This window comes from Cellulosimicrobium sp. G4 BAM 1002, from assembly GCF_057126935.1.
The window spans coordinates 1,606,036-1,622,977 of sequence record NZ_CP182109.1; the positions used below are offsets into that span (position 1 = coordinate 1,606,036).

Genomic DNA, 16,942 nt, shown 5'->3' on the forward strand with positions numbered 1-16,942 from the left:
CCCCGCGGCCGGCACGCCTCCACGCCGTCGACCACCACCGAGGACGTGCCGACGACCCGCCGCGGCGCCGCGTCCCGAGAAGCTTCCCACGGGGCGCCCGACGCCGCCGCGAAGGCCGCGCGCAGCGACCGGTCCCGGGCCGAGGCCCGCCTCGGGTGGTACCTCGCCGGACCGGCGTTCGTCGTCATGCTCGCCGTGACGCTGTACCCGATCCTCCAGGCGGTCTACGACTCGCTCTTCAACTACAAGCTCACCGCGCCGGACGACCGATCGTTCGTCGGGCTGAACAACTATCTCGTGATCCTCACCGACGCGGTCTGGTGGAAGGCCTTGTGGGTCACCCTCCTCATCACGGTCATCACGGTCGTCATCGAGCTCGTCCTCGGCTTCGCTCTCGCGCTCGTCATGCACCGCGCGATCAAGCGGCTGCGCGGGCTCCTGCGCACGGCGATCCTCGTGCCGTACGGGATCATCACCGTCGTCTCGGCGTTCGCCTGGTTCTACGCCTTCGACATCACGTCGGGGTACGTCAACCACTGGTTCGACTGGGTGCCGGGCATCGGCCCCGACCTCAACTGGTTCGCCCAGCAGGGCACGAGCCTGTTCGTCATCATCGCGTCCGAGGTCTGGAAGACGACGCCGTTCATCTCGCTCCTGCTCCTGGCAGGGCTCGCGCAGGTGCCCGGTGACCTCGAGGAGGCCGCCAAGGTCGACGGCGCGACGGCCTGGCAGCGGTTCACGCGCGTGATCGTGCCGAACATGAAGGCCGCGATCATGGTCGCCGTCCTGTTCCGCGCGCTCGACGCGTTCCGCATCTTCGACAACGTCTTCATCATGACGAACGGCGCGAACGGCACCGAGGTGCTCTCCCTCCTCGCGTACCGCACGTCGATCGGGCAGCTCCAGATCGGCATGGGCTCGGCGATCTCCGTGCTGCTGTTCCTGTGCGTCGTCCTCATCTGCTTCGTCGCGATCAAGCTCTTCAAGGTCGATCTCGCCGGCGCGAGAGGGGAGAAGTGATGGGCAGCGTCCTGAGCACCCGGGCCAAGGTCTGGTGGGCCGTCATCACCGTCGTCGTCCTCGTCGGGGCGCTGTTCCCGATCGTGTCGATCTTCATGACGAGCTTCAAGGCCTCGAGCGACATCAACTCCGGGACGTTCCTCCCGCCGCGGTGGAGCACCGAGAACTACGAGCAGATCCTCGCCACCGGCGGCTCCGCGCAGGAGCTGTTCCTGTCCGCGCTGCGCAACTCGATCGGGATCTCGCTCATCGCGACCGTCATCGCCGTCGTCCTCGCCACGCTGTGCGCCTACGCGATCGCGCGCCTCGACTTCCCGGGCAAGCGCGTCATCCTCACCACGGCGCTCGGCGTCTCGATCTTCCCCGTCGTCTCGATCGTCACGCCGCTGTTCAACCTCTGGCGCAACATCGGGCTGTACGACACCTGGCTCGGCCTGATCATCCCGTACCTGTCCCTGACGCTCCCGATCTCGATCTGGACGCTCGCCGCCTTCTTCCGCCAGATCCCGTGGGAGCTCGAGCAGGCCGCGCAGGTCGACGGCGCGACCCCGTGGCAGGCGTTCCGCAAGGCGATCGTCCCGCTCGCCGCACCCGGCGTCTTCACGACGGCGCTCATCGCGTTCTTCATCGCGTGGAACGACTTCGTCTACGGCATCTCGCTCACGTCGACGAGCGCCGCGCGCCCCGTCCCGGCCGCGCTCGCGTTCTTCACCGGGGCGTCGTACTTCGAGGAGCCGACGGGCGCGATCTCCGCGGCGGCCGTCGTCGTGACGATCCCCGTCGTGGTGCTCGTCGTCCTGTTCCAGCGCCAGATCGTCTCCGGACTGACCCAGGGGGCGGTCAAGGGATGAGCACCCCGTACCGCGCCGACCACCGCACCCGAGGAGAGAGCTGATGGCGTCGATCACCCTCAAGGACATCGTCAAGCGCTACGGGGACGGCTTCCTCGCCGTGGACGACGTGAGCCTCGACATCGCCGACGGCGAGTTCGTCATCCTCGTCGGCCCCTCCGGCTCGGGGAAGTCCACGGTCCTGCGCATGATCGTCGGGCTCGAGGACATCACCGCGGGGGAGCTCGAGATCGACGGCGTGCGGGTCAACGAGAAAGCCCCGCGCGAGCGCGACCTCGCGATGGTCTTCCAGAACTACGCCCTGTACCCGCACCTCACGGTCGCCGAGAACATCGCCTTCCCCCTGCGCCTCGCCAAGGGCAAGCACAACGAGGAGGAGATCCGCGAGAAGGTCGAGCGCGCGGCCGACATGCTCGACCTGCGCGAGCACCTCGACCGCAAGCCAGCGAACCTGTCCGGCGGTCAGCGGCAGCGCGTCGCGATGGGGCGGGCGATCGTGCGGGACGCCAAGGCGTTCCTTTTCGACGAGCCGCTGTCGAACCTCGACGCCAAGCTGCGCGGGCAGACGCGCACCGAGATCGCGCGGCTCCAGCGCCGGCTCGGCACGACCACGGTGTACGTGACCCACGACCAGACCGAGGCCATGACGCTCGGCGACCGGGTCGCGGTGCTGCGCCGCGGCGTGCTGCAGCAGGTCGCGAGCCCGCGCGGGCTCTACGAGCAGCCCGTCAACCTCTTCGTCGCGGGCTTCATCGGCACCCCGCCCATGAACTTCCTCCCTGGCGAGGTCTCGGGCGGGAGGATCACGCTGCCGTTCGGGGAGTTCGACCTGCCGGAGAGCCTCGCGTCCGCCGTCGGCGACCGCGGGCTCGTCATCGTCGGGCTGCGGCCCGAGCACTTCGAGGACGCGCGCCTCGTCGACCCGTCGAAGAAGGACCGCGGCCACACGTTCGAGATCCAGATCGACGTCACCGAGTGGCTCGGCGCCGAGCTCTACGCGTACGTGCCGTTCGACATGCACGAGTCGGTCAGGGGCCAGCTCGAGGAGCTCGACCGCGAGCTCGACGGCGAGGGCATGCGCTCGCAGTTCGTCGTCGCCCTGGACTCGACGTCGCGCGTCCGTGACGGCGACACGACCGAGCTGTGGTTCGACCCGACGAAGATGATGATCTTCGACCCCGAGACCAGCGAGAACCTCACCCGCGACGACGCCGAGGCGGAGCGGATCGAGCAGGAGAACGCGGAGGACCGCAAGCGGTCGCTCGAGCGCGCGCAGAAGCAGGAGGCGCAGGTCTGACCGTCGCGCGGGCGTCAGGCCGAGGTGAGCTCCGCGCGGCGTGGGGGGTTGGCGCCGGCGCGGGAGACCGTGACGGCCGCGACCGCGACGCAGCGCTCGAGCAGGTGCGCGAGCGTGTCCGGGTCGACGGCGCGCAGCTCGTCGCGACGGTCGGCGCCGAGGAGGCCGACCTCCCAGAGGCCGTCGATGAGGGCACCCATGAAGGAGTCGCCCGCGCCGACGGTGTCGACGACCGTGACGCGGGGCGCCGCGACCCGCTGCTCCCCGCGGCTCGTCACCGCGACGGCGCCCTCGCCGCCGAACGTCACGACGACGAGCGCCGGGCCGAGCGCGAGCCACTCGCGCGCGACCGCGACCGGGTCCGCGCCCGGCACGAGCCACGCGACGTCCTCGTCGCTCACCTTGACCACGTCGGCGAGCGCGACGAGCTCCTCGATCCGGCCCCGCGCGTCGGCCGGCTCGCCCATGAGGGCCGGACGGGCGTTGGGGTCGTAGGTGATCGTCGCGCTCGTGCGGGCGGCCGCGACGAGCGCGCGCACGTCGGTCGCGCCGGGCTCGAGCACCGCGGCGATCGAACCGGTGTGGACGGCGAGCGTCCCGGCGTCGGGCGCGGTACCTGCCGGGACGCGCCACTCCAGGTCGAACTCGTACGTCGCTGCTCCGTGCTCGTCGAGGTGGGCGGTCGCGACGCTCGTCGCGGCGGCTCCCGTGCTGCCCGGAGCGAGCGTCACGGTCGAGTCGTCGAGCCAGGAGCGGATCGCGTCGCCGTGGGAGTCGTCGGCGATCCAGGTCGCCAGGCGTGCGTCGCGGCCGAGCCGGCCGAGCGTCAGGGCGACGTTCGCGAGGCTGCCCCCCGGGTGCTCGTCGACGGTCCCGTCGGCGCGGTGCACGACGTCGATCAGCGCCTCCCCGACGACGAGCACGTGGTCGCGCGCTTCCGAGCCGTCGGGACGGACGCCGTCCTGAGCCGGGTGGGCCGTGCCTGACGCGCCGTCGCGCGTGGTGCCGGGGGCGGGCGGGGTGCTCATCGGTCGTCTCCGGTGGGATCGAGGTTCGTGGTGGTGGCCTGCTCCTCGCGGGCGCGCGCGGCGTCGAGCCGTGTGCGGGCGCCGTCGAGCCACTCCTGGCATCGCGCGGCGAGGGCCTCGCCGCGTTCCCAGAGCGCGAGCGACGCCTCGAGCGGCTCGCCGCCGGCCTCGAGCCGGGCGACGACCTGCACGAGCTCGTCGCGCGCCTGCTCGTAGGACAGTGCCGCGAGGTCAGGCGTGACAGCGTTGTCAGAAGAAGTCACGGCAGTATTCAACCCCATTTGGTCGTGGTGATGACGCCCTGTGTCCGGCACGCGGACGCCGGGCGTCTGGCGGATGGTGCGGCGTCGTGGTCATGGTGCGTCCGCCGTCGTGCTCGGCGAGGTGGCAGCGTCGGGCCCACGTGCGGCGTCCACGGTCGCGTCGAGCTCCCCGTGCGCGAGCCGCAGGCGTACCGGGTCGCCCGCCGCGACCTCGTCGGGCGAACGCACCACGTGCCCGTCCCCGCGCTGCACGACGGCGTAGCCGCGCTCGAGCGTCGACGCCGGCGACAGCGCACGCACCTGGGCCTCGAGCCGGCCGACCTCGCCGGACGCCCGCACGAGCCGCGTGTCCAGGGCGCGTCGCGCGCGGTCGCGCAGCCCGGCGACGCGCTCCTCGCGGTCCGTGAGCATGACCCCGGGCGACGCGAGCACGGGTCGTGAGCGGATCCCGTCGAGCCCCGCCTGCTCCCTGGCCACGCGGGCGGCGACCGCCGCGCGCAGGCGCTGGCGTGACTGGCCCACCCGGGCGCGCTCCTCGGACACGTCGGGCACGACGCGCTTAGCCGCGGCGGTCGGTGTCGAGGCACGGTAGTCAGCCACGAGGTCGAGCAGCGGGCAGTCCGTCTCGTGGCCGATCGCGCTGACGAGGGGCGTGCGGCAGGCGGCGGCCGCGCGCACGAGCGTCTCGTTCGAGAACGGCAGCAGGTCCTCGACCGCGCCGCCACCGCGCGCGACGACGATCACCTCGACGTCGGGGTGCGCGTCGAGCTCGCGGATCGCGTCGCCCACCTGCTGGACGGCGTGCGCACCCTGCACCGCGACCTCACGGATCTCGAACCGGACCTGCGGCCAGCGCGCACGGGCGTTGACGACGACGTCGTGCTCGGCCTTCGACTCCCGCCCGCACACGAGCCCCACGACCTCGGGCAGGAACGGCAGCGGTCGCTTGCGGTCCGCGTCGAACAGCCCCTCGGCGGCCAGCACCCGCTTGAGGTGCTCGATCCGCGCGAGCAGCTCGCCCACGCCCACGGGGCGGATCTCGCGCGCCTGGAGCTGGAGCGTCCCGCGGCGCGTCCAGAACACCGGCTTGGCGTGCACCACGACGTGCGCGCCCTCCTCGACGGGCGCGCCGTCGAGCACGCGCACGGCGGCCGACACGGGCAGCGACATGTCCAGGTCGGTGTCGCGCAGCGTGAGGAACGCCGTCGACGTCCCGGGGCGGCGGTTGAGCTGCACGACCTGCCCCTCGACCCAGACGGGGGCCATCCGGTCCACGTACTGCTCGATCTTGCGCGACAGGAGCCGCACGGGCCACGGGTGCTCGGCGCTCGTCTCGAGGGCCCGGGCGGGCAGCGGCCCACGCGAGACCTGACCGGCACCTGCATCGACTCGCGGCGCGCCGGAGGGCGGTGCGTCGTCGGGCAGGGGGAGCGAGGCGGTCACGGGACCAGCCTGCCCCATGCCACCCACGGGCACGGCGCGGGCGGACCCTGCCGACGGGATCGCGCCCCGCGCTGCGAGGCCCGGCGCGTCGGAGGAGCCCCCGTGTGGGCAGACCGTGGAGCCCGCGCGGGGACCGGGTGAGGAGATGTCGGGGCGCGGCTCGTGAGTGCCTCGTCACCCGGCCTCGCCGCCGTCCGACGGCGGGTGCTCACCTAGACTGGCAGGCGTGAGTGCCCTCCCCGCAGCCCCGTCCGAGCGCCCGTCCGCCGACCGCTCCGTCGCGACCGTGGCCGACGCGCCCCGCAAGCGCGTCCTCCTCGCGGCGCCGCGAGGCTACTGCGCGGGCGTGGACCGTGCCGTGGTCGCCGTCGAGAAGGCGCTCGAGCACTACGGCGCCCCGGTCTACGTGCGCAAGGAGATCGTGCACAACAAGTACGTCGTCGAGACGCTGAGCGACCGCGGCGCGGTGTTCGTGGACGAGACGGACGAGGTGCCCGAGGGCGCGCGCGTCGTGTTCTCCGCGCACGGCGTCTCGCCCGCGGTCAAGGCGGCCGCCGCCGCGCGCAACCTCGACACGATCGACGCGACGTGCCCGCTCGTGACCAAGGTGCACAAGGAGGCCGTGCGCTTCGCGAAGGACGACTACGACATCCTGCTCATCGGCCACACGGGCCACGAGGAGGTCGAGGGCACGGCGGGCGAGGCTCCCGACCACGTCCAGGTCGTCGACTCCCCGGACCACGTGGACGGCGTCGTGGTCCGCGACCCCGACAAGGTCGTGTGGATCTCGCAGACCACCCTGTCGGTCGACGAGACGATGGAGACCGTGCGTCGGCTGCGCGAGAAGTTCCCGACGCTGCAGGACCCGCCGAGCGACGACATCTGCTACGCGACGCAGAACCGCCAGGTCGCGGTGAAGAAGCTCGCGCCGGAGTGCGACGTCGTCATCGTCGTCGGCTCGGCGAACTCGTCGAACTCGGTGCGCCTCGTCGAGGTCGCCCTCCAGGCGGGCGCCGGCGCGTCGTACCGCGTCGACCACGCCAAGGAGATCGACCCCGCGTGGCTCGACGGCGCGACGACGGTCGGCGTGACGTCCGGTGCGTCCGTCCCGGAGATCCTCGTCGACGACGTCCTCGCGTATCTCGCGGAGCGCGGGTTCGGGGACGTGGACGAGGTCCGCACCGCGACGGAGGACCTCATGTTCTCCCTGCCGCGCGAGCTCCGCTCGGACCTCAAGACGTCCGGGTCGGACGGCGGTCGTCCCACCCGCGGCGGCCGCACGTCGCTCTCGGTCCAGCCCGTCTGAGCGCCGGGCTCAAGCCCGTCTGAGCACCGCGCGGCCCGTCGCACGGGCCGCCGGGGCTCCGGTCAGGCGCTCGCCTCGTCCGCACCGCGCTCGGCCGCGGCCCGGTCGCGGTCCGAGGGACGCTCGTCGATCGCGACGAACGCCTCGCTGACCGAGGCGAGGAGCTCGGGGGCGCTGATCGCGCTGAGCTGCGGGTTCACCGTCGCGGGCGTCGCGAGGTCCTCGTCGACGACGTGCAGGTCCGCGAACCGCCGTGCGCTCACGAGCACGCGCGTCTCGAGCGAGCCGACCGTGCGGTTGTACGCGTCCGACGCGCTCTGGAGCTGACGGCCGAGCTTCGCGAGGTGCGTGCCCATGACGGCGAGGCGCCCGTGGAGCTCCTTGCCGAGCGAGAGCACCTGCTGCGCGTTCGTCGCGAGCGCGTCCTGGCGCCACGCGTACGCGATCGTGCGGAGCATGGCAACCATCGTCATGGGCGTCGCGATGACGACGTTCCGCGCGACCGCGTGCTCGAGCAGCGACGGGTCCTGCTCGACCGCGGCCGACAGGAACGACTCGGCGGGGACGAACATCACGACGAACTCGGGCGCCGGCGCGAACTGGTCCCAGTAGCGCTTCGCGCCCAGGTCGTCCACGTGCTTGCGCATGTGCCGGGCGTGTGCCGCGAGCCGGTCGGCGCGCACGGCCGGGTCCGTCGCGCCCTGCGCGTCGAGGTACCCGAGGAACGCGACCTTGGCGTCGACGACCACCTGCTTGCCACCGGCGAGCTTGACGACCATGTCGGGCCGCAGCGCGCCGTCGTCGGTGGCCACCTGGTCCTGCTCGACGAAGTCGACGTGGGGGAGCATGCCCGACGCCTCGACGACGCGCCGCAGCTGGAGCTCGCCCCACGCGCCCCGCACCTGCGACGAGCGCAGGGCCGTGACGAGCTGGGACGTCTCGGCGCGCAGCAGGTTCGACGCGTCGCGCACGCCGCGCACCTGCTCGGCGAGGCTCCCGTGCGCCGCGAGGCGTGCCCGCTCGGCCTCCGCGACCTCGGCGCGGACCTTGTCGAGCGCGCCGGCGAGCGGCTCCACGAGGTGGCGCACCGCCTCCTCGCGCTTCGCGAGCTCGGCGGCACCGACCTCCTGGCTGCGCCGCAGCCGCTCCTCCGCCTGGACGAGGAACTGCTCCGTGCCCGCGGCGAGCACCTTGCTCGAGAGCGCTTCGAACTGCGCCTCGAGCTGGCGGTGGTCGCCCTGGATCTCGGCGACCCGGCGCGCGGACGACTCCCGGAGCTCGGCGAGCTGCTGCTCGTACGACGCGCGCGCGAGGTCGAGCCGCTCGTCGGCGCTGCGCTGCGCCGCGTCGAGCTCGCGGACGAACCCGGCGCGCTCGGCGTCGAGCCGCTCCGCGAGGCCCGCTGCCCGCGCAGCCTCCTGCTGCGTCTGACCGAGGAGCGCGGTGAGACGGTCCACCTCGGCGGTCGCGGCGTCGGGCGACGCGCGGCGCACCGCGAGCACGAGCACGACACCCCCGACGAGCCCCAGCACGAGGCCGACGGCGAAGAGCAACCCTCCCGAAACGTCCATGCCCGCACCTTCCCACGGGGTACCGACAGGACCGCGCAGACACGGCGGGTCCGCCGAGGACAGCCCCTGACAGCCCATGACAAAACGCACCCCGTGACGGCGAAGACCTCGACTACGTTTGCTCCCATGGTCGAACCCACGTACGAGCCGCCCGTGGCGCCCGGGACGGCGCCGCAGGCGCCCCCGACACCCCGCCATCCGGCTCCGGACCCGACGGCCGCGCTCTCGCTGCGCGGTCTGTGGAAGCGCTTCGGCGAGAAGATCGCCGTCGCCGGCATCGACCTCGACGTGCCTGCGGGCTCGTTCTACGGGCTCGTCGGTCCGAACGGCGCCGGCAAGACGACCACGCTGTCCATGGGCACGGGCCTGCTTCGGCCCGACGCGGGCACCGCGCACGTGCACGGGACGGACCTGTGGGCCGACCCGGCCGCGGGCAAGCGTCAGCTGGGCGTCCTGCCCGACGGCGTGCGCCTCTTCGACCGCCTCACCGGTGCCCAGCTCATCACCTACGCGGGCCTGCTGCGCGGCATGGACCGGGACACCGTCGCCGAGCGCACGACCGAGCTGCTCGCGGCCCTCGACCTGGCGAACGACGCGAACACGTTCGTCGTCGACTACTCCGCCGGCATGACGAAGAAGATCGCGCTCGCGACCGCCCTCATCCACGCGCCGCGCACGCTCGTGCTCGACGAGCCGTTCGAGGCCGTCGACCCGGTCTCCGCCGCCAACATCCGCGACATCCTCTCCGGGTACGTCGCGAGCGGCGGCACGGTCGTCGTGTCCTCGCACGTCATGGACCTCGTCCAGCGCATGTGCGACCACGTCGCCGTCGTCGCTGGCGGCCACGTCCTCGCCGCGGGGACGGTCGACGAGGTGCGCGGCGACCAGAGCCTCGAGGACCGTTTCGTCGACCTCGTCGGCGGCCGTCAGAGCACGGAGGGCCTCGCGTGGTTGCGCAGTTCGTAAGGCTCAAGCTGACCCTCATGGGCAACGCGTTCCGGCGGAGCATGTGGCAGACGATCGGCTTCGTCCTCGGCTCCCTGTACGGCCTGTTCGTGGTCGGGATGCTCGTCGTGGGGATGGTCCTGCTCGGCACCGACGACCCGGGTCTCGCGGGCTCGCTCATGGTCCTCGGCGGCGCGTTGGCGGTCCTCGGGTGGTGGGTGATCCCGCTCTTCGCGTTCGGCGTCGACGCGACGCTCGACCCCCAGCGCTTCGTGCTGTTCGGCATCCCGCAGCGCCGGCTGCTCGCCGGGCTCGCCGTCGCGGGCGTGGTATCGATCCCCGGCATCGCCACGGCGCTCACCGCGCTCGGCGTCTCCTTCGCCTGGTGGCGCACCCCGCTCGCGGTGCTCGCCGCGCTCGTCGGCGCGGTGCTCGCGGTCGCGCTGTGCGTCGTCGGCTCGCGTGCCACCACCACGGCGCTCGCGCCGCTCCTCGAGTCCCGGCGCTACCGCGAGGTCGTGACGATCGCCGCGTTCGTCCCGCTCATGCTCGTCGGGCCGGCCTTCGGCTGGGCCGCGTCGCAGCTCGACGGGGGCCCCGTCGACGGCGCGGCGGTGCAGGGCCTGCTCGCCCGGCTGGCCGACGTCGTCGCGTGGACGCCGTTCGGCGCCCCGTGGGGTCTCGGTCTGGCCGTGCACGACGGCGCGTGGGGCCTCGCGCTCGCGCGTCTCGTCGTCGCGCTGGTCTCCCTCGCCGTCGTCTGGGTCGTGTGGGACCGGTCGCTCGCCCGCGCCCTGGTGAACCCGCCGACGTCGGGTGCCGGGGGCCGCGCCAAGGGGCTCGGACTGTTCTCGCGGTTCCCGGCGACCCCGACCGGGGCGGTCGCGGCGCGGACCGCGACGTACTGGTTGCGCGACCCGCGGTACTCCGGGTCGATCGCCGTCGTGCCGCTCATCCCCGTCGTGCTCCTCGTCGCGGGCGGCGGCTCGGGCTCGGACATCTTCCTGGTCCTCGCCCCGCTCACCGCGTGGATCCTCGGGTTCTCGATCTCCGCGGACGTGGCGTACGACCACACCGCGTTCGCGCTCCACGTGTCGACCGGCGTGCCGGGCCGTGCGGACCGCTGGGGCCGGGCGATCCCCGTGCTGGTAGCCGGTGGCGTGGTGTCGTTCGCCTTCGCGACCGTCTCGGTGGCCGTCGTCGGGCGCTGGGACGCCCTGCCGGCCCTCCTCGGGCTGACGGCGGGCACGCTCCTCGTCTCGACCGGGGTGTCGAGCGCGACGTCCGCGCGGCTCCTGTACCCCGTGCCGAAGCCGGGGGACAGCCCTTTCAAGCAGCCCCAGGGCGCGGCGATGGCGACGCTGGTCGCCCAGACCGTCGCGATGGCCGTCGTCCTGGCGGCGTCGCTGCCGTTCCTGGTCCCGGGCGTGCTGGCGATCGTCTGGCCGGACGCCGCGGCGAACGGGGTGCTGGGATGGGTGACGCTGGTCGTCGGCCCGGTGGTCGGCGCGGTGGCGCTGCTGATCGGCGTGCGCTGGGGTGCGCGGATCTACGACCGCCGCACCCCGGAGCTGCTGCAGCAGGTCCTGTCGTACGCGTGACGCCGTAGACTCGGCCGACGTGGCTCTCACTATCGGCATCGTCGGCCTGCCCAACGTCGGCAAGTCCACCCTCTTCAACGCCCTGACGCGCAACCAGGTCCTTGCGGCGAACTACCCGTTCGCGACGATCGACCCGAACGTCGGCGTCGTCTCGCTCCCGGACCCGCGGCTCGACAAGCTGGCGGAGATCTTCGGCAGCCAGCGCGTCCTGCCCGCGACGGTGTCGTTCGTCGACATCGCCGGCATCGTGAAGGGTGCGAGCGAGGGGGAGGGCCTCGGCAACAAGTTCCTCGCGAACATCCGCGAGGCCGACGCGATCTGCCAGGTCACGCGCGCGTTCTCGGACCCCGACGTCGTCCGCGTCGAGGGCTCGACGGACGCCGAGGGCGACATCGAGACCATCAGCACCGAGCTGATCCTTGCCGACCTCCAGACGCTCGAGAAGACGCTGCCGCGCCTCGAGAAGGAGGTCAAGATCAAGAAGGGCGACGCCGCGCTGCTCGAGGCCGCGAAGACGGCGCAGTCGCTGCTGGAGTCGGGGACGACGCTCTTCCAGGGCGCGGCCGGTGCCGGGCTCGACCTCGCCGACGTCGCGAGCCTCCAGCTCCTCACCGCCAAGCCCTTCATCTACGTCTTCAACACGGACGACGACGGCCTCGCCGACGACGCGATGCAGGAGCGCCTGCGTGCGCTCGTCGCGCCCGCGCAGGCGATCTTCCTCGACGCCAAGTTCGAGTCGGAGCTCGTCGAGCTCGAGCCCGACGAGGCGAAGGAGATGCTCGCGGAGTCCGGCCAGACGGAGGCGGGGCTCGACCAGCTCGCCCGGGTCGGTTTCGACACGCTCGGTCTGCAGACCTACCTCACGGCCGGGCCGAAGGAGGCCCGCGCGTGGACCATCCACCAGGGCTGGACCGCGCCGCAGGCGGCCGGGGTCATCCACACGGACTTCGAGCGAGGCTTCATCAAGGCCGAGATCGTGTCGTTCGAAGACCTCGTCGCGACCGGGTCCGTCGCCGCGGCCCGCGCCGCCGGCAAGGCCCGGATCGAGGGCAAGGACTACGTCATGGTCGACGGCGATGTGGTCGAGTTCCGCTTCAACGTGTGACGCTCGCCACCTTCGGCGGGCTGAGCGATATCGGGCGCATCGGACTGCCCTCGTGCGGGCATGCGCCGGAATCTCGCGTCAGTGTCCAGCTTCGGACGAGGCGGGCGTGGAGCATGCCACCAGATCGATCGGGTCGGACGTCGTCACGCGGTGATGCCGTCCAGCTCTGCGACGTCCTCCGCTGACAGGCGCAGCGCGGCTCCCGCGATGTTCTCCCTGAGATGCGTCACCCGGGACGTTCCCGGGATCAGCAGGATGTTCTCCGACCGCTGCAGCAGCCATGCGAGCGCCACGGACATCGGCGTCGCTTCCAGTCGTGCTGCCACAGACGACAGAGCGTTCGCCTGCAGCGGCGTGAAGCCGCCGAGCGGGAAGAACGGGACGTAGGCGATGCCGTCCGCGGCGAGCTGGTCGACGAGGTCGTCGTCGTCGCGATGGGCAAGGTTGTACATGTTCTGCACGCAGACCACCGGCGCGATCCTCCGTGCATCGGCAACCTGGTCGGCGGTCACGTTGCTGACGCCGAGGTGCCTGATCAGGCCCTGCTGCTGGAGCTCGGCGAGAGTCTCGAACGCCTCGGCGATCGAGCCTGGCTGTGGCCCAGACGCGTCGCCCATCCGCATGTTCACCAGGTCGAGGGAGTCCACCTGGAGGGACTCGAGGTTCTCGCCCACCTGCCGGCGCAGCGACTCCGGGTCCCGGGCGGTGGGCCAGCCGCCCTCGGCGTCGCGGGTCGCTCCGACCTTCGTCGCGATGAGGACGGACCCGGGGTAGGGGTGCAGTGCTTCGCGGATGAGCCGGTTGGTGACCCGGGGTCCGTAGGCGTCGCTGGTGTCGATGTGCGTGATGCCCTGCTCGACGGCTTCACGAAGGACCTCGACGGCTCCGTCGTGGTTGGCGGGCGGGCCCATGACCCACGGTCCGGCCAGCTGCATCGTTCCGTAGCCGAAGCGGGTCACGGTGCGGTCGCCGAGCGTCCAGGTTCCGCCGGGGAGCGTGGTGGTGGTGGTCATCGATCGCCTTTCTCGTGGAGGAGGCGGTGGCGAAGACGCCGCCGCGTGCACCAGCCTCGGAGAGCAGCACTACTTTGGGGAAGTACGCACCTGAAGGTGCGTTTCGCACTGGGACAGGAGATCAACGTGGCGACAGCCAGTGCCGCCGAGAGACGCGACGAGGCCAGGACGGCCTACAACGCGTTCCTCGAAGGCTGCCCCAGCCGGGGCCTGCTCGATCGGGTCTCCGACAAGTGGGTCGTCCTGGTCCTGTGTGCGCTCGGCGGTGACAGCAGCGACCCGACGCCCGCTCCGCTTCGATACTCGGAGCTCGCGCGCATCATCGCTGGTGTGAGCCAGAAGATGCTCACCCAGACGCTGCGTGGCCTGGAACGCGACGGCCTCGTCACCCGGAAGGTCACGCCCACGGTTCCCGTCACCGTCCACTACGCGCTCACGGAACTTGGCCACTCGCTCCATCGGACCATGCGACTGGTCCGTTCCTGGGCGCAGGAGCACATGGACGAGGTGCAGGCGCACCGCGACACGTACGACGGCGACGCGTAGGCGGTCTGGCGCGAGGGCCGATGAGAAGCTGCCGTCGGACAAGGCGACGTCGCTGGATGCCGAGCACGCCGACGGTCGTCGACTCGAGACGGAGGAGCGGACGTGGGCAAGCGAAAGACGCCCGAGGAGAAGGCGGACGACCTGAGGCGGGACGCGCTCGCTCGCGCGGCGCGCACCGACGAGGACTTCGAGCCGCTGCTCGTCGACCGGAACCAGGGGATCCGCAGCAGGGCGGCGATGAACCGGCACGCCGGCGCTGAGGTTCACGACCGCTTCGCGCAGGACAGCTTCTGGGGCGTGAGGGTCGTGGTGGCGCAGCACCCGAACGCGTCGCGCGAGACCCTTCTTCGCCTCCTCGAACGTGACACGCGCCGGCGCCGCCTCGCATCAGGGTGATCGCAGAGCGACCTAGCTGCTGGCCGGCGTCCTCACGACGATCTCGAAGGGGACCGCTCCGTCGTCGGCGGTGGCCAGGAGCTTCCGGATGCGCTCAGCGACGTATCGAGCCCGGTCAGCAGCCGGGCGGGATCGGTGAACGCGTCGAAGTCCGGGTTGGCGGCCAGTGCGAACGTGACCGACGAGAGCCGCCCACGGTCCACGCGCAGCTCGACACCGTGCGACGGTGCCAGTAGTCGCGTCGTCCCCGCATCGTCGGTCTCCTCGAGGTCCCCACCGACCCGAGCCTGCGCCAGCGCGAGCGCCGCGGTGTGCTCGGGGGCGCGCGTGTCGGCCGACACGCCCGCCAGCAGAGTGCGCAGCTCCGTGGTCACGTGGTCGTCGGGAACGGCATGCCAGCACTTGCGGAGTACGTCGGCGACGCCACGGGTCTCGTACGGATCGCGAAACCCGGGGCCGCCGGACGACTCGTGCGGGTAGCCTCGCGCCATGACGATCGGCAGCGAGTCGCGCCACCCCGCCGAGGAGCGCGTGCAGGCGTTCATGGCCGAGTTCGACGCGCAGTGGCGGATCGCGGCTCCCGCCTTCGAGAATCGTGATCCTGCCGATCCGCGGGGCCGGTTCGAGCTCTGGGGCGGCCTCATGGCCCAGACTGCGCGGAACCACTTCACCGACTCGTCCTCCATCAACCTCGGGCAGTCCTTCGGCCGGCCGGCCGAGCACGGGCCCGACGCGGAGCGGTTCCTCCGGTCGGAGGTGCACGACGACGTCGCCTACGTGCTGACCCGGAGCACGTCCCCGCTCGCGAGGTTCCACGAGTACACGGTGCGCAAGCACGGTGCGGACTGGCGGATCTCGGCGATCACCGACCATTCCGGCGACCCCACGCAGCCGTTCGTGGATCGCGCGAGCATCGACGAGCGTGTGCGGCAGTGCGCTGGCGACGCACCGTTCACCGAGATGCCCGAGGCGCAGGCGCGGCTGGACGAGGTCCGCAACTTCACGGACCGCGAGGTCACTCGCGCGCGCGACGGCGAGACTGCGCACGCGGAGGTCTCCGGGATCGGAACCCTCGTCACGGGCACCGGGGTGCTGACGGTCCTGGACTTCGGCTACGGCAACGACGATGCCCGGCCGCTCTCCCGCACGGTCGCGCCGGGCGCCTACCCGGTCGACCGGGTCACCGCATTCGGGCGCAACGCCGCCGTGCGCGTGCGCTTCAGCGACCAGGCGCCGGTCGCCTGGCACCCGGCGTCCATCCCCGGCAGCGGTCACGTGGTCGGCGTCGACGCGGGGTGCGTCGTCATCGCTGACTATGTCGCCTACGCGTCGATGACGCGGCGCGAGAAGGCCGCGGCGTTCGACCGTCTCGCCGCGGTCGAACGACCCGCGACGCTCGGCTTCCCTCTCGGCGGCGCCGAGGTGGGCCTGGCGGCGGACTCCGGGTACGGCGACGGCAGCTACCCCGTGTACTGGGGCGAGGACGCGAACGGCGACGTCGCCCAGCTCGTCGTCGACTTCATGGTGCTCGTGGCGCCGGACGACGACGGCGTCCTCTCACACCTGTAGTGCCGGTACCTATGATCGTCACCATGGTCACGACCGGCGACGACGACCTGGCGCTGGAGTTCACGCCCCCGCTGCTCGCGCTCCTGCTGGCCGCCGAACGGTCGAAGGGTGTTCCTCTCACCGAGGAGGAGGTCGTCGGGGTGCGTGACGGCGCGACGTGCGTCCGGCTGCGAAGGTCAACGGCCGAGGCGATGGCGGAGCAGCGTGGGTATGCCGACCTCGACCCGGAGCGTTGCTGGGAGCAGTGGCAGGCCGTCCGGACGCAGCTCGACGTCTGAGCCGGCGTGCGAGACATGGCGAGGCCCGCCGAGCCGGCGGCCGAGGACGGTGGGCAGGCATGAGCGACTGGGACACTCTGCAGCGAGAGAGATCGCGGTGCCTGTCGATCATGAGCGTGCTCGAGGAGGCCCTCGAGCGGCAGCTCTCCCGGAAGACGCCGCAGTGGGCCGGGCTCGGGCTGACGGTGGTCGACCGGGGCGCCTTCGCGATCTTCCCGCTCGCGATGGCTGTCGTCACCGACGGGCGCGACTCCGACGAAGAGACGCTCCTGTCGGAGCTCGAGGGTGCGCTCTGGCAGCACTGGGGGTACTGGTACGGCGGCCACGACTACCGCCTCGGGTCGTTCGGCCCCGACGACGAGTACGGCCGCAGGCTCACCGCGGCAGGAGCCCACGGTCGAGGGCCGCGATGGTGGAGGGTCAAGGACTTCGCCGTCGTCTTCGTGCGCTCGTTCGACGAGCTTCGAGAGCTGGAGACCCTCGCCCTGCACGCGATCCCGCTCGACTGGGCCCGGGAACCGATCAACGCGGGGAAGAAGCGCGACGGGTCGCGCTATCGGCGGACCCTGCGGCGGCTGCACGAGGCCGACGTGGTCTGGTCGTGGCCGGCCGCGCAGCCCGGCGTCGACCACTGAGACGCAGGTCACAGCATCGCAAGCGCGTCGCATCGTGAGACGCGGCTGGCGGCGCACCGTCACGGGCGGTCCCGG

Annotated in this window: 18 protein-coding genes; 12 read left to right on the plus strand and 6 right to left on the minus strand. The window is 72.1% G+C overall.

Annotated features, from left to right (window positions below; genetic code table 11):
• The first annotated feature begins 45 nt into the window (after window positions 1-45).
• Genes ACMXGY_RS07210 through ACMXGY_RS07220 form a run of 3 tightly spaced genes read left to right on the plus strand, consistent with a single transcriptional unit; the run spans window position 46 to window position 3,168 of the window.
• On the plus strand, window positions 46-1,020 hold the full coding sequence (locus ACMXGY_RS07210; RefSeq protein ID WP_483776810.1) for a carbohydrate ABC transporter permease: 975 nt from the start codon (window positions 46-48) through the stop codon (window positions 1,018-1,020).
• Window positions 1,020-1,871, plus strand: coding sequence for a carbohydrate ABC transporter permease (locus ACMXGY_RS07215; protein ID WP_483776175.1), 852 nt, complete (start codon window positions 1,020-1,022; stop codon window positions 1,869-1,871). The genes ACMXGY_RS07210 and ACMXGY_RS07215 overlap by 1 nt, the downstream gene beginning before the upstream one ends.
• Before the next feature lie 43 nt (window positions 1,872-1,914).
• On the plus strand, window positions 1,915-3,168 hold the full coding sequence (locus tag ACMXGY_RS07220) for an ABC transporter ATP-binding protein (RefSeq protein WP_483776176.1): 1,254 nt from the start codon (window positions 1,915-1,917) through the stop codon (window positions 3,166-3,168).
• 14 nt (window positions 3,169-3,182) lie between these two features.
• Here ACMXGY_RS07220 and ACMXGY_RS07225 read toward each other — a convergent pair whose 3' ends face one another.
• From ACMXGY_RS07225 to xseA, 3 genes are all read right to left on the minus strand, one after another.
• Window positions 3,183-4,196, minus strand: a complete 1,014-nt coding sequence (locus ACMXGY_RS07225) for a carbohydrate kinase family protein (protein WP_483776177.1) — start codon at window positions 4,194-4,196, stop codon at window positions 3,183-3,185.
• Window positions 4,193-4,477, minus strand: coding sequence for an exodeoxyribonuclease VII small subunit (locus ACMXGY_RS07230; RefSeq protein ID WP_483776178.1), 285 nt, complete (start codon window positions 4,475-4,477; stop codon window positions 4,193-4,195). The genes ACMXGY_RS07225 and ACMXGY_RS07230 overlap by 4 nt, the downstream gene beginning before the upstream one ends.
• A 72-nt stretch (window positions 4,478-4,549) precedes the next feature.
• Window positions 4,550-5,902, minus strand: a complete 1,353-nt coding sequence (gene xseA, locus ACMXGY_RS07235) for an exodeoxyribonuclease VII large subunit (protein ID WP_483776179.1) — start codon at window positions 5,900-5,902, stop codon at window positions 4,550-4,552.
• Window positions 5,903-6,188: 286 nt separating this feature from the next.
• Here xseA and ACMXGY_RS07240 point away from each other — a divergent pair, with 286 nt between their 5' ends.
• Complete coding sequence (locus ACMXGY_RS07240; protein ID WP_483776811.1) at window positions 6,189-7,208, plus strand: 4-hydroxy-3-methylbut-2-enyl diphosphate reductase; 1,020 nt, start codon at window positions 6,189-6,191, stop codon at window positions 7,206-7,208.
• A gap of 62 nt (window positions 7,209-7,270) precedes the next feature.
• Here the strand turns inward: ACMXGY_RS07240 and ACMXGY_RS07245 are convergent, their stop codons facing one another.
• Window positions 7,271-8,779, minus strand: a complete 1,509-nt coding sequence (locus tag ACMXGY_RS07245; RefSeq protein ID WP_483776180.1) for a DNA recombination protein RmuC — start codon at window positions 8,777-8,779, stop codon at window positions 7,271-7,273.
• Window positions 8,780-8,905: 126 nt separating this feature from the next.
• On the opposite strand from ACMXGY_RS07245, the gene ACMXGY_RS07250 reads away from it, so the two are divergent.
• Genes ACMXGY_RS07250 through ychF form a run of 3 tightly spaced genes read left to right on the plus strand, consistent with a single transcriptional unit; the run spans window position 8,906 to window position 12,430 of the window.
• Window positions 8,906-9,745: an ABC transporter ATP-binding protein gene (locus ACMXGY_RS07250; RefSeq protein WP_483776181.1), complete on the plus strand. Its 840-nt coding sequence runs from the start codon at window positions 8,906-8,908 to the stop codon at window positions 9,743-9,745.
• A gap of 17 nt (window positions 9,746-9,762) precedes the next feature.
• Window positions 9,763-11,325, plus strand: coding sequence for a hypothetical protein (locus tag ACMXGY_RS07255; protein WP_483776182.1), 1,563 nt, complete (start codon window positions 9,763-9,765; stop codon window positions 11,323-11,325).
• A 19-nt stretch (window positions 11,326-11,344) separates the two neighbouring features.
• Window positions 11,345-12,430: a redox-regulated ATPase YchF gene (gene ychF / locus ACMXGY_RS07260; protein ID WP_483776183.1), complete on the plus strand. Its 1,086-nt coding sequence runs from the start codon at window positions 11,345-11,347 to the stop codon at window positions 12,428-12,430.
• Between the two features lie 143 nt (window positions 12,431-12,573).
• On the opposite strand, the gene ACMXGY_RS07265 is transcribed toward ychF, so the two are convergent.
• Complete coding sequence (locus tag ACMXGY_RS07265) at window positions 12,574-13,443, minus strand: aldo/keto reductase family oxidoreductase (RefSeq protein ID WP_483776812.1); 870 nt, start codon at window positions 13,441-13,443, stop codon at window positions 12,574-12,576.
• Between the two features lie 96 nt (window positions 13,444-13,539).
• Between ACMXGY_RS07265 and ACMXGY_RS07270 the strand changes: the two genes are divergently transcribed.
• Both ACMXGY_RS07270 and ACMXGY_RS07275 read left to right on the plus strand, forming a co-directional pair.
• Window positions 13,540-13,989, plus strand: a complete 450-nt coding sequence (locus ACMXGY_RS07270) for a winged helix-turn-helix transcriptional regulator (RefSeq protein ID WP_483776184.1) — start codon at window positions 13,540-13,542, stop codon at window positions 13,987-13,989.
• Window positions 13,990-14,091: 102 nt separating this feature from the next.
• The gene (locus ACMXGY_RS07275) at window positions 14,092-14,385 is read left to right on the plus strand and encodes a hypothetical protein (RefSeq protein WP_483776185.1); all 294 of its coding nucleotides are present in this window, start codon (window positions 14,092-14,094) and stop codon (window positions 14,383-14,385) included.
• 32 nt (window positions 14,386-14,417) lie between these two features.
• On the opposite strand, the gene ACMXGY_RS07280 is transcribed toward ACMXGY_RS07275, so the two are convergent.
• Window positions 14,418-14,759: a hypothetical protein gene (locus ACMXGY_RS07280; protein WP_483776186.1), complete on the minus strand. Its 342-nt coding sequence runs from the start codon at window positions 14,757-14,759 to the stop codon at window positions 14,418-14,420.
• A gap of 115 nt (window positions 14,760-14,874) precedes the next feature.
• Here ACMXGY_RS07280 and ACMXGY_RS07285 point away from each other — a divergent pair, with 115 nt between their 5' ends.
• The 3 genes from ACMXGY_RS07285 to ACMXGY_RS07295 are packed head-to-tail and all read left to right on the plus strand — an operon-like array spanning window position 14,875 to window position 16,867.
• Window positions 14,875-15,954, plus strand: coding sequence for a DUF4241 domain-containing protein (locus ACMXGY_RS07285; protein ID WP_483776187.1), 1,080 nt, complete (start codon window positions 14,875-14,877; stop codon window positions 15,952-15,954).
• A 23-nt stretch (window positions 15,955-15,977) separates the two neighbouring features.
• The gene (locus ACMXGY_RS07290; protein ID WP_483776188.1) at window positions 15,978-16,232 is read left to right on the plus strand and encodes a hypothetical protein; all 255 of its coding nucleotides are present in this window, start codon (window positions 15,978-15,980) and stop codon (window positions 16,230-16,232) included.
• Between the two features lie 59 nt (window positions 16,233-16,291).
• Entirely contained in the window at window positions 16,292-16,867 is a 576-nt protein-coding gene (locus tag ACMXGY_RS07295; RefSeq protein WP_483776189.1) for a hypothetical protein, read from the plus strand.
• Window positions 16,868-16,942 lie beyond the last annotated feature (75 nt).

Excerpts from the sequence above, each read along its gene's own strand:
- ACMXGY_RS07215 (WP_483776175.1), top strand. The coding sequence starts at position 1,020 with ATGGGCAGCGTCCTGAGCACCCGGGCCAAGGTCTGGTGGGCCGTCATC.
- ACMXGY_RS07220 (WP_483776176.1), top strand. The coding sequence starts at position 1,915 with ATGGCGTCGATCACCCTCAAGGACATCGTCAAGCGCTACGGGGACGGC.
- ACMXGY_RS07225 (WP_483776177.1), bottom strand. The coding sequence starts at position 4,196 with ATGAGCACCCCGCCCGCCCCCGGCACCACGCGCGACGGCGCGTCAGGC.
- ACMXGY_RS07230 (WP_483776178.1), bottom strand. The coding sequence starts at position 4,477 with ATGGGGTTGAATACTGCCGTGACTTCTTCTGACAACGCTGTCACGCCT.
- ACMXGY_RS07245 (WP_483776180.1), bottom strand. The coding sequence starts at position 8,779 with ATGGACGTTTCGGGAGGGTTGCTCTTCGCCGTCGGCCTCGTGCTGGGG.
- ACMXGY_RS07250 (WP_483776181.1), top strand. The coding sequence starts at position 8,906 with ATGGTCGAACCCACGTACGAGCCGCCCGTGGCGCCCGGGACGGCGCCG.
- ACMXGY_RS07255 (WP_483776182.1), top strand. The coding sequence starts at position 9,763 with ATGGGCAACGCGTTCCGGCGGAGCATGTGGCAGACGATCGGCTTCGTC.
- ACMXGY_RS07265 (WP_483776812.1), bottom strand. The coding sequence starts at position 13,443 with ATGACCACCACCACCACGCTCCCCGGCGGAACCTGGACGCTCGGCGAC.
- ACMXGY_RS07285 (WP_483776187.1), top strand. The coding sequence starts at position 14,875 with ATGACGATCGGCAGCGAGTCGCGCCACCCCGCCGAGGAGCGCGTGCAG.
- ACMXGY_RS07290 (WP_483776188.1), top strand. The coding sequence starts at position 15,978 with ATGGTCACGACCGGCGACGACGACCTGGCGCTGGAGTTCACGCCCCCG.
- ACMXGY_RS07295 (WP_483776189.1), top strand. The coding sequence starts at position 16,292 with ATGAGCGACTGGGACACTCTGCAGCGAGAGAGATCGCGGTGCCTGTCG.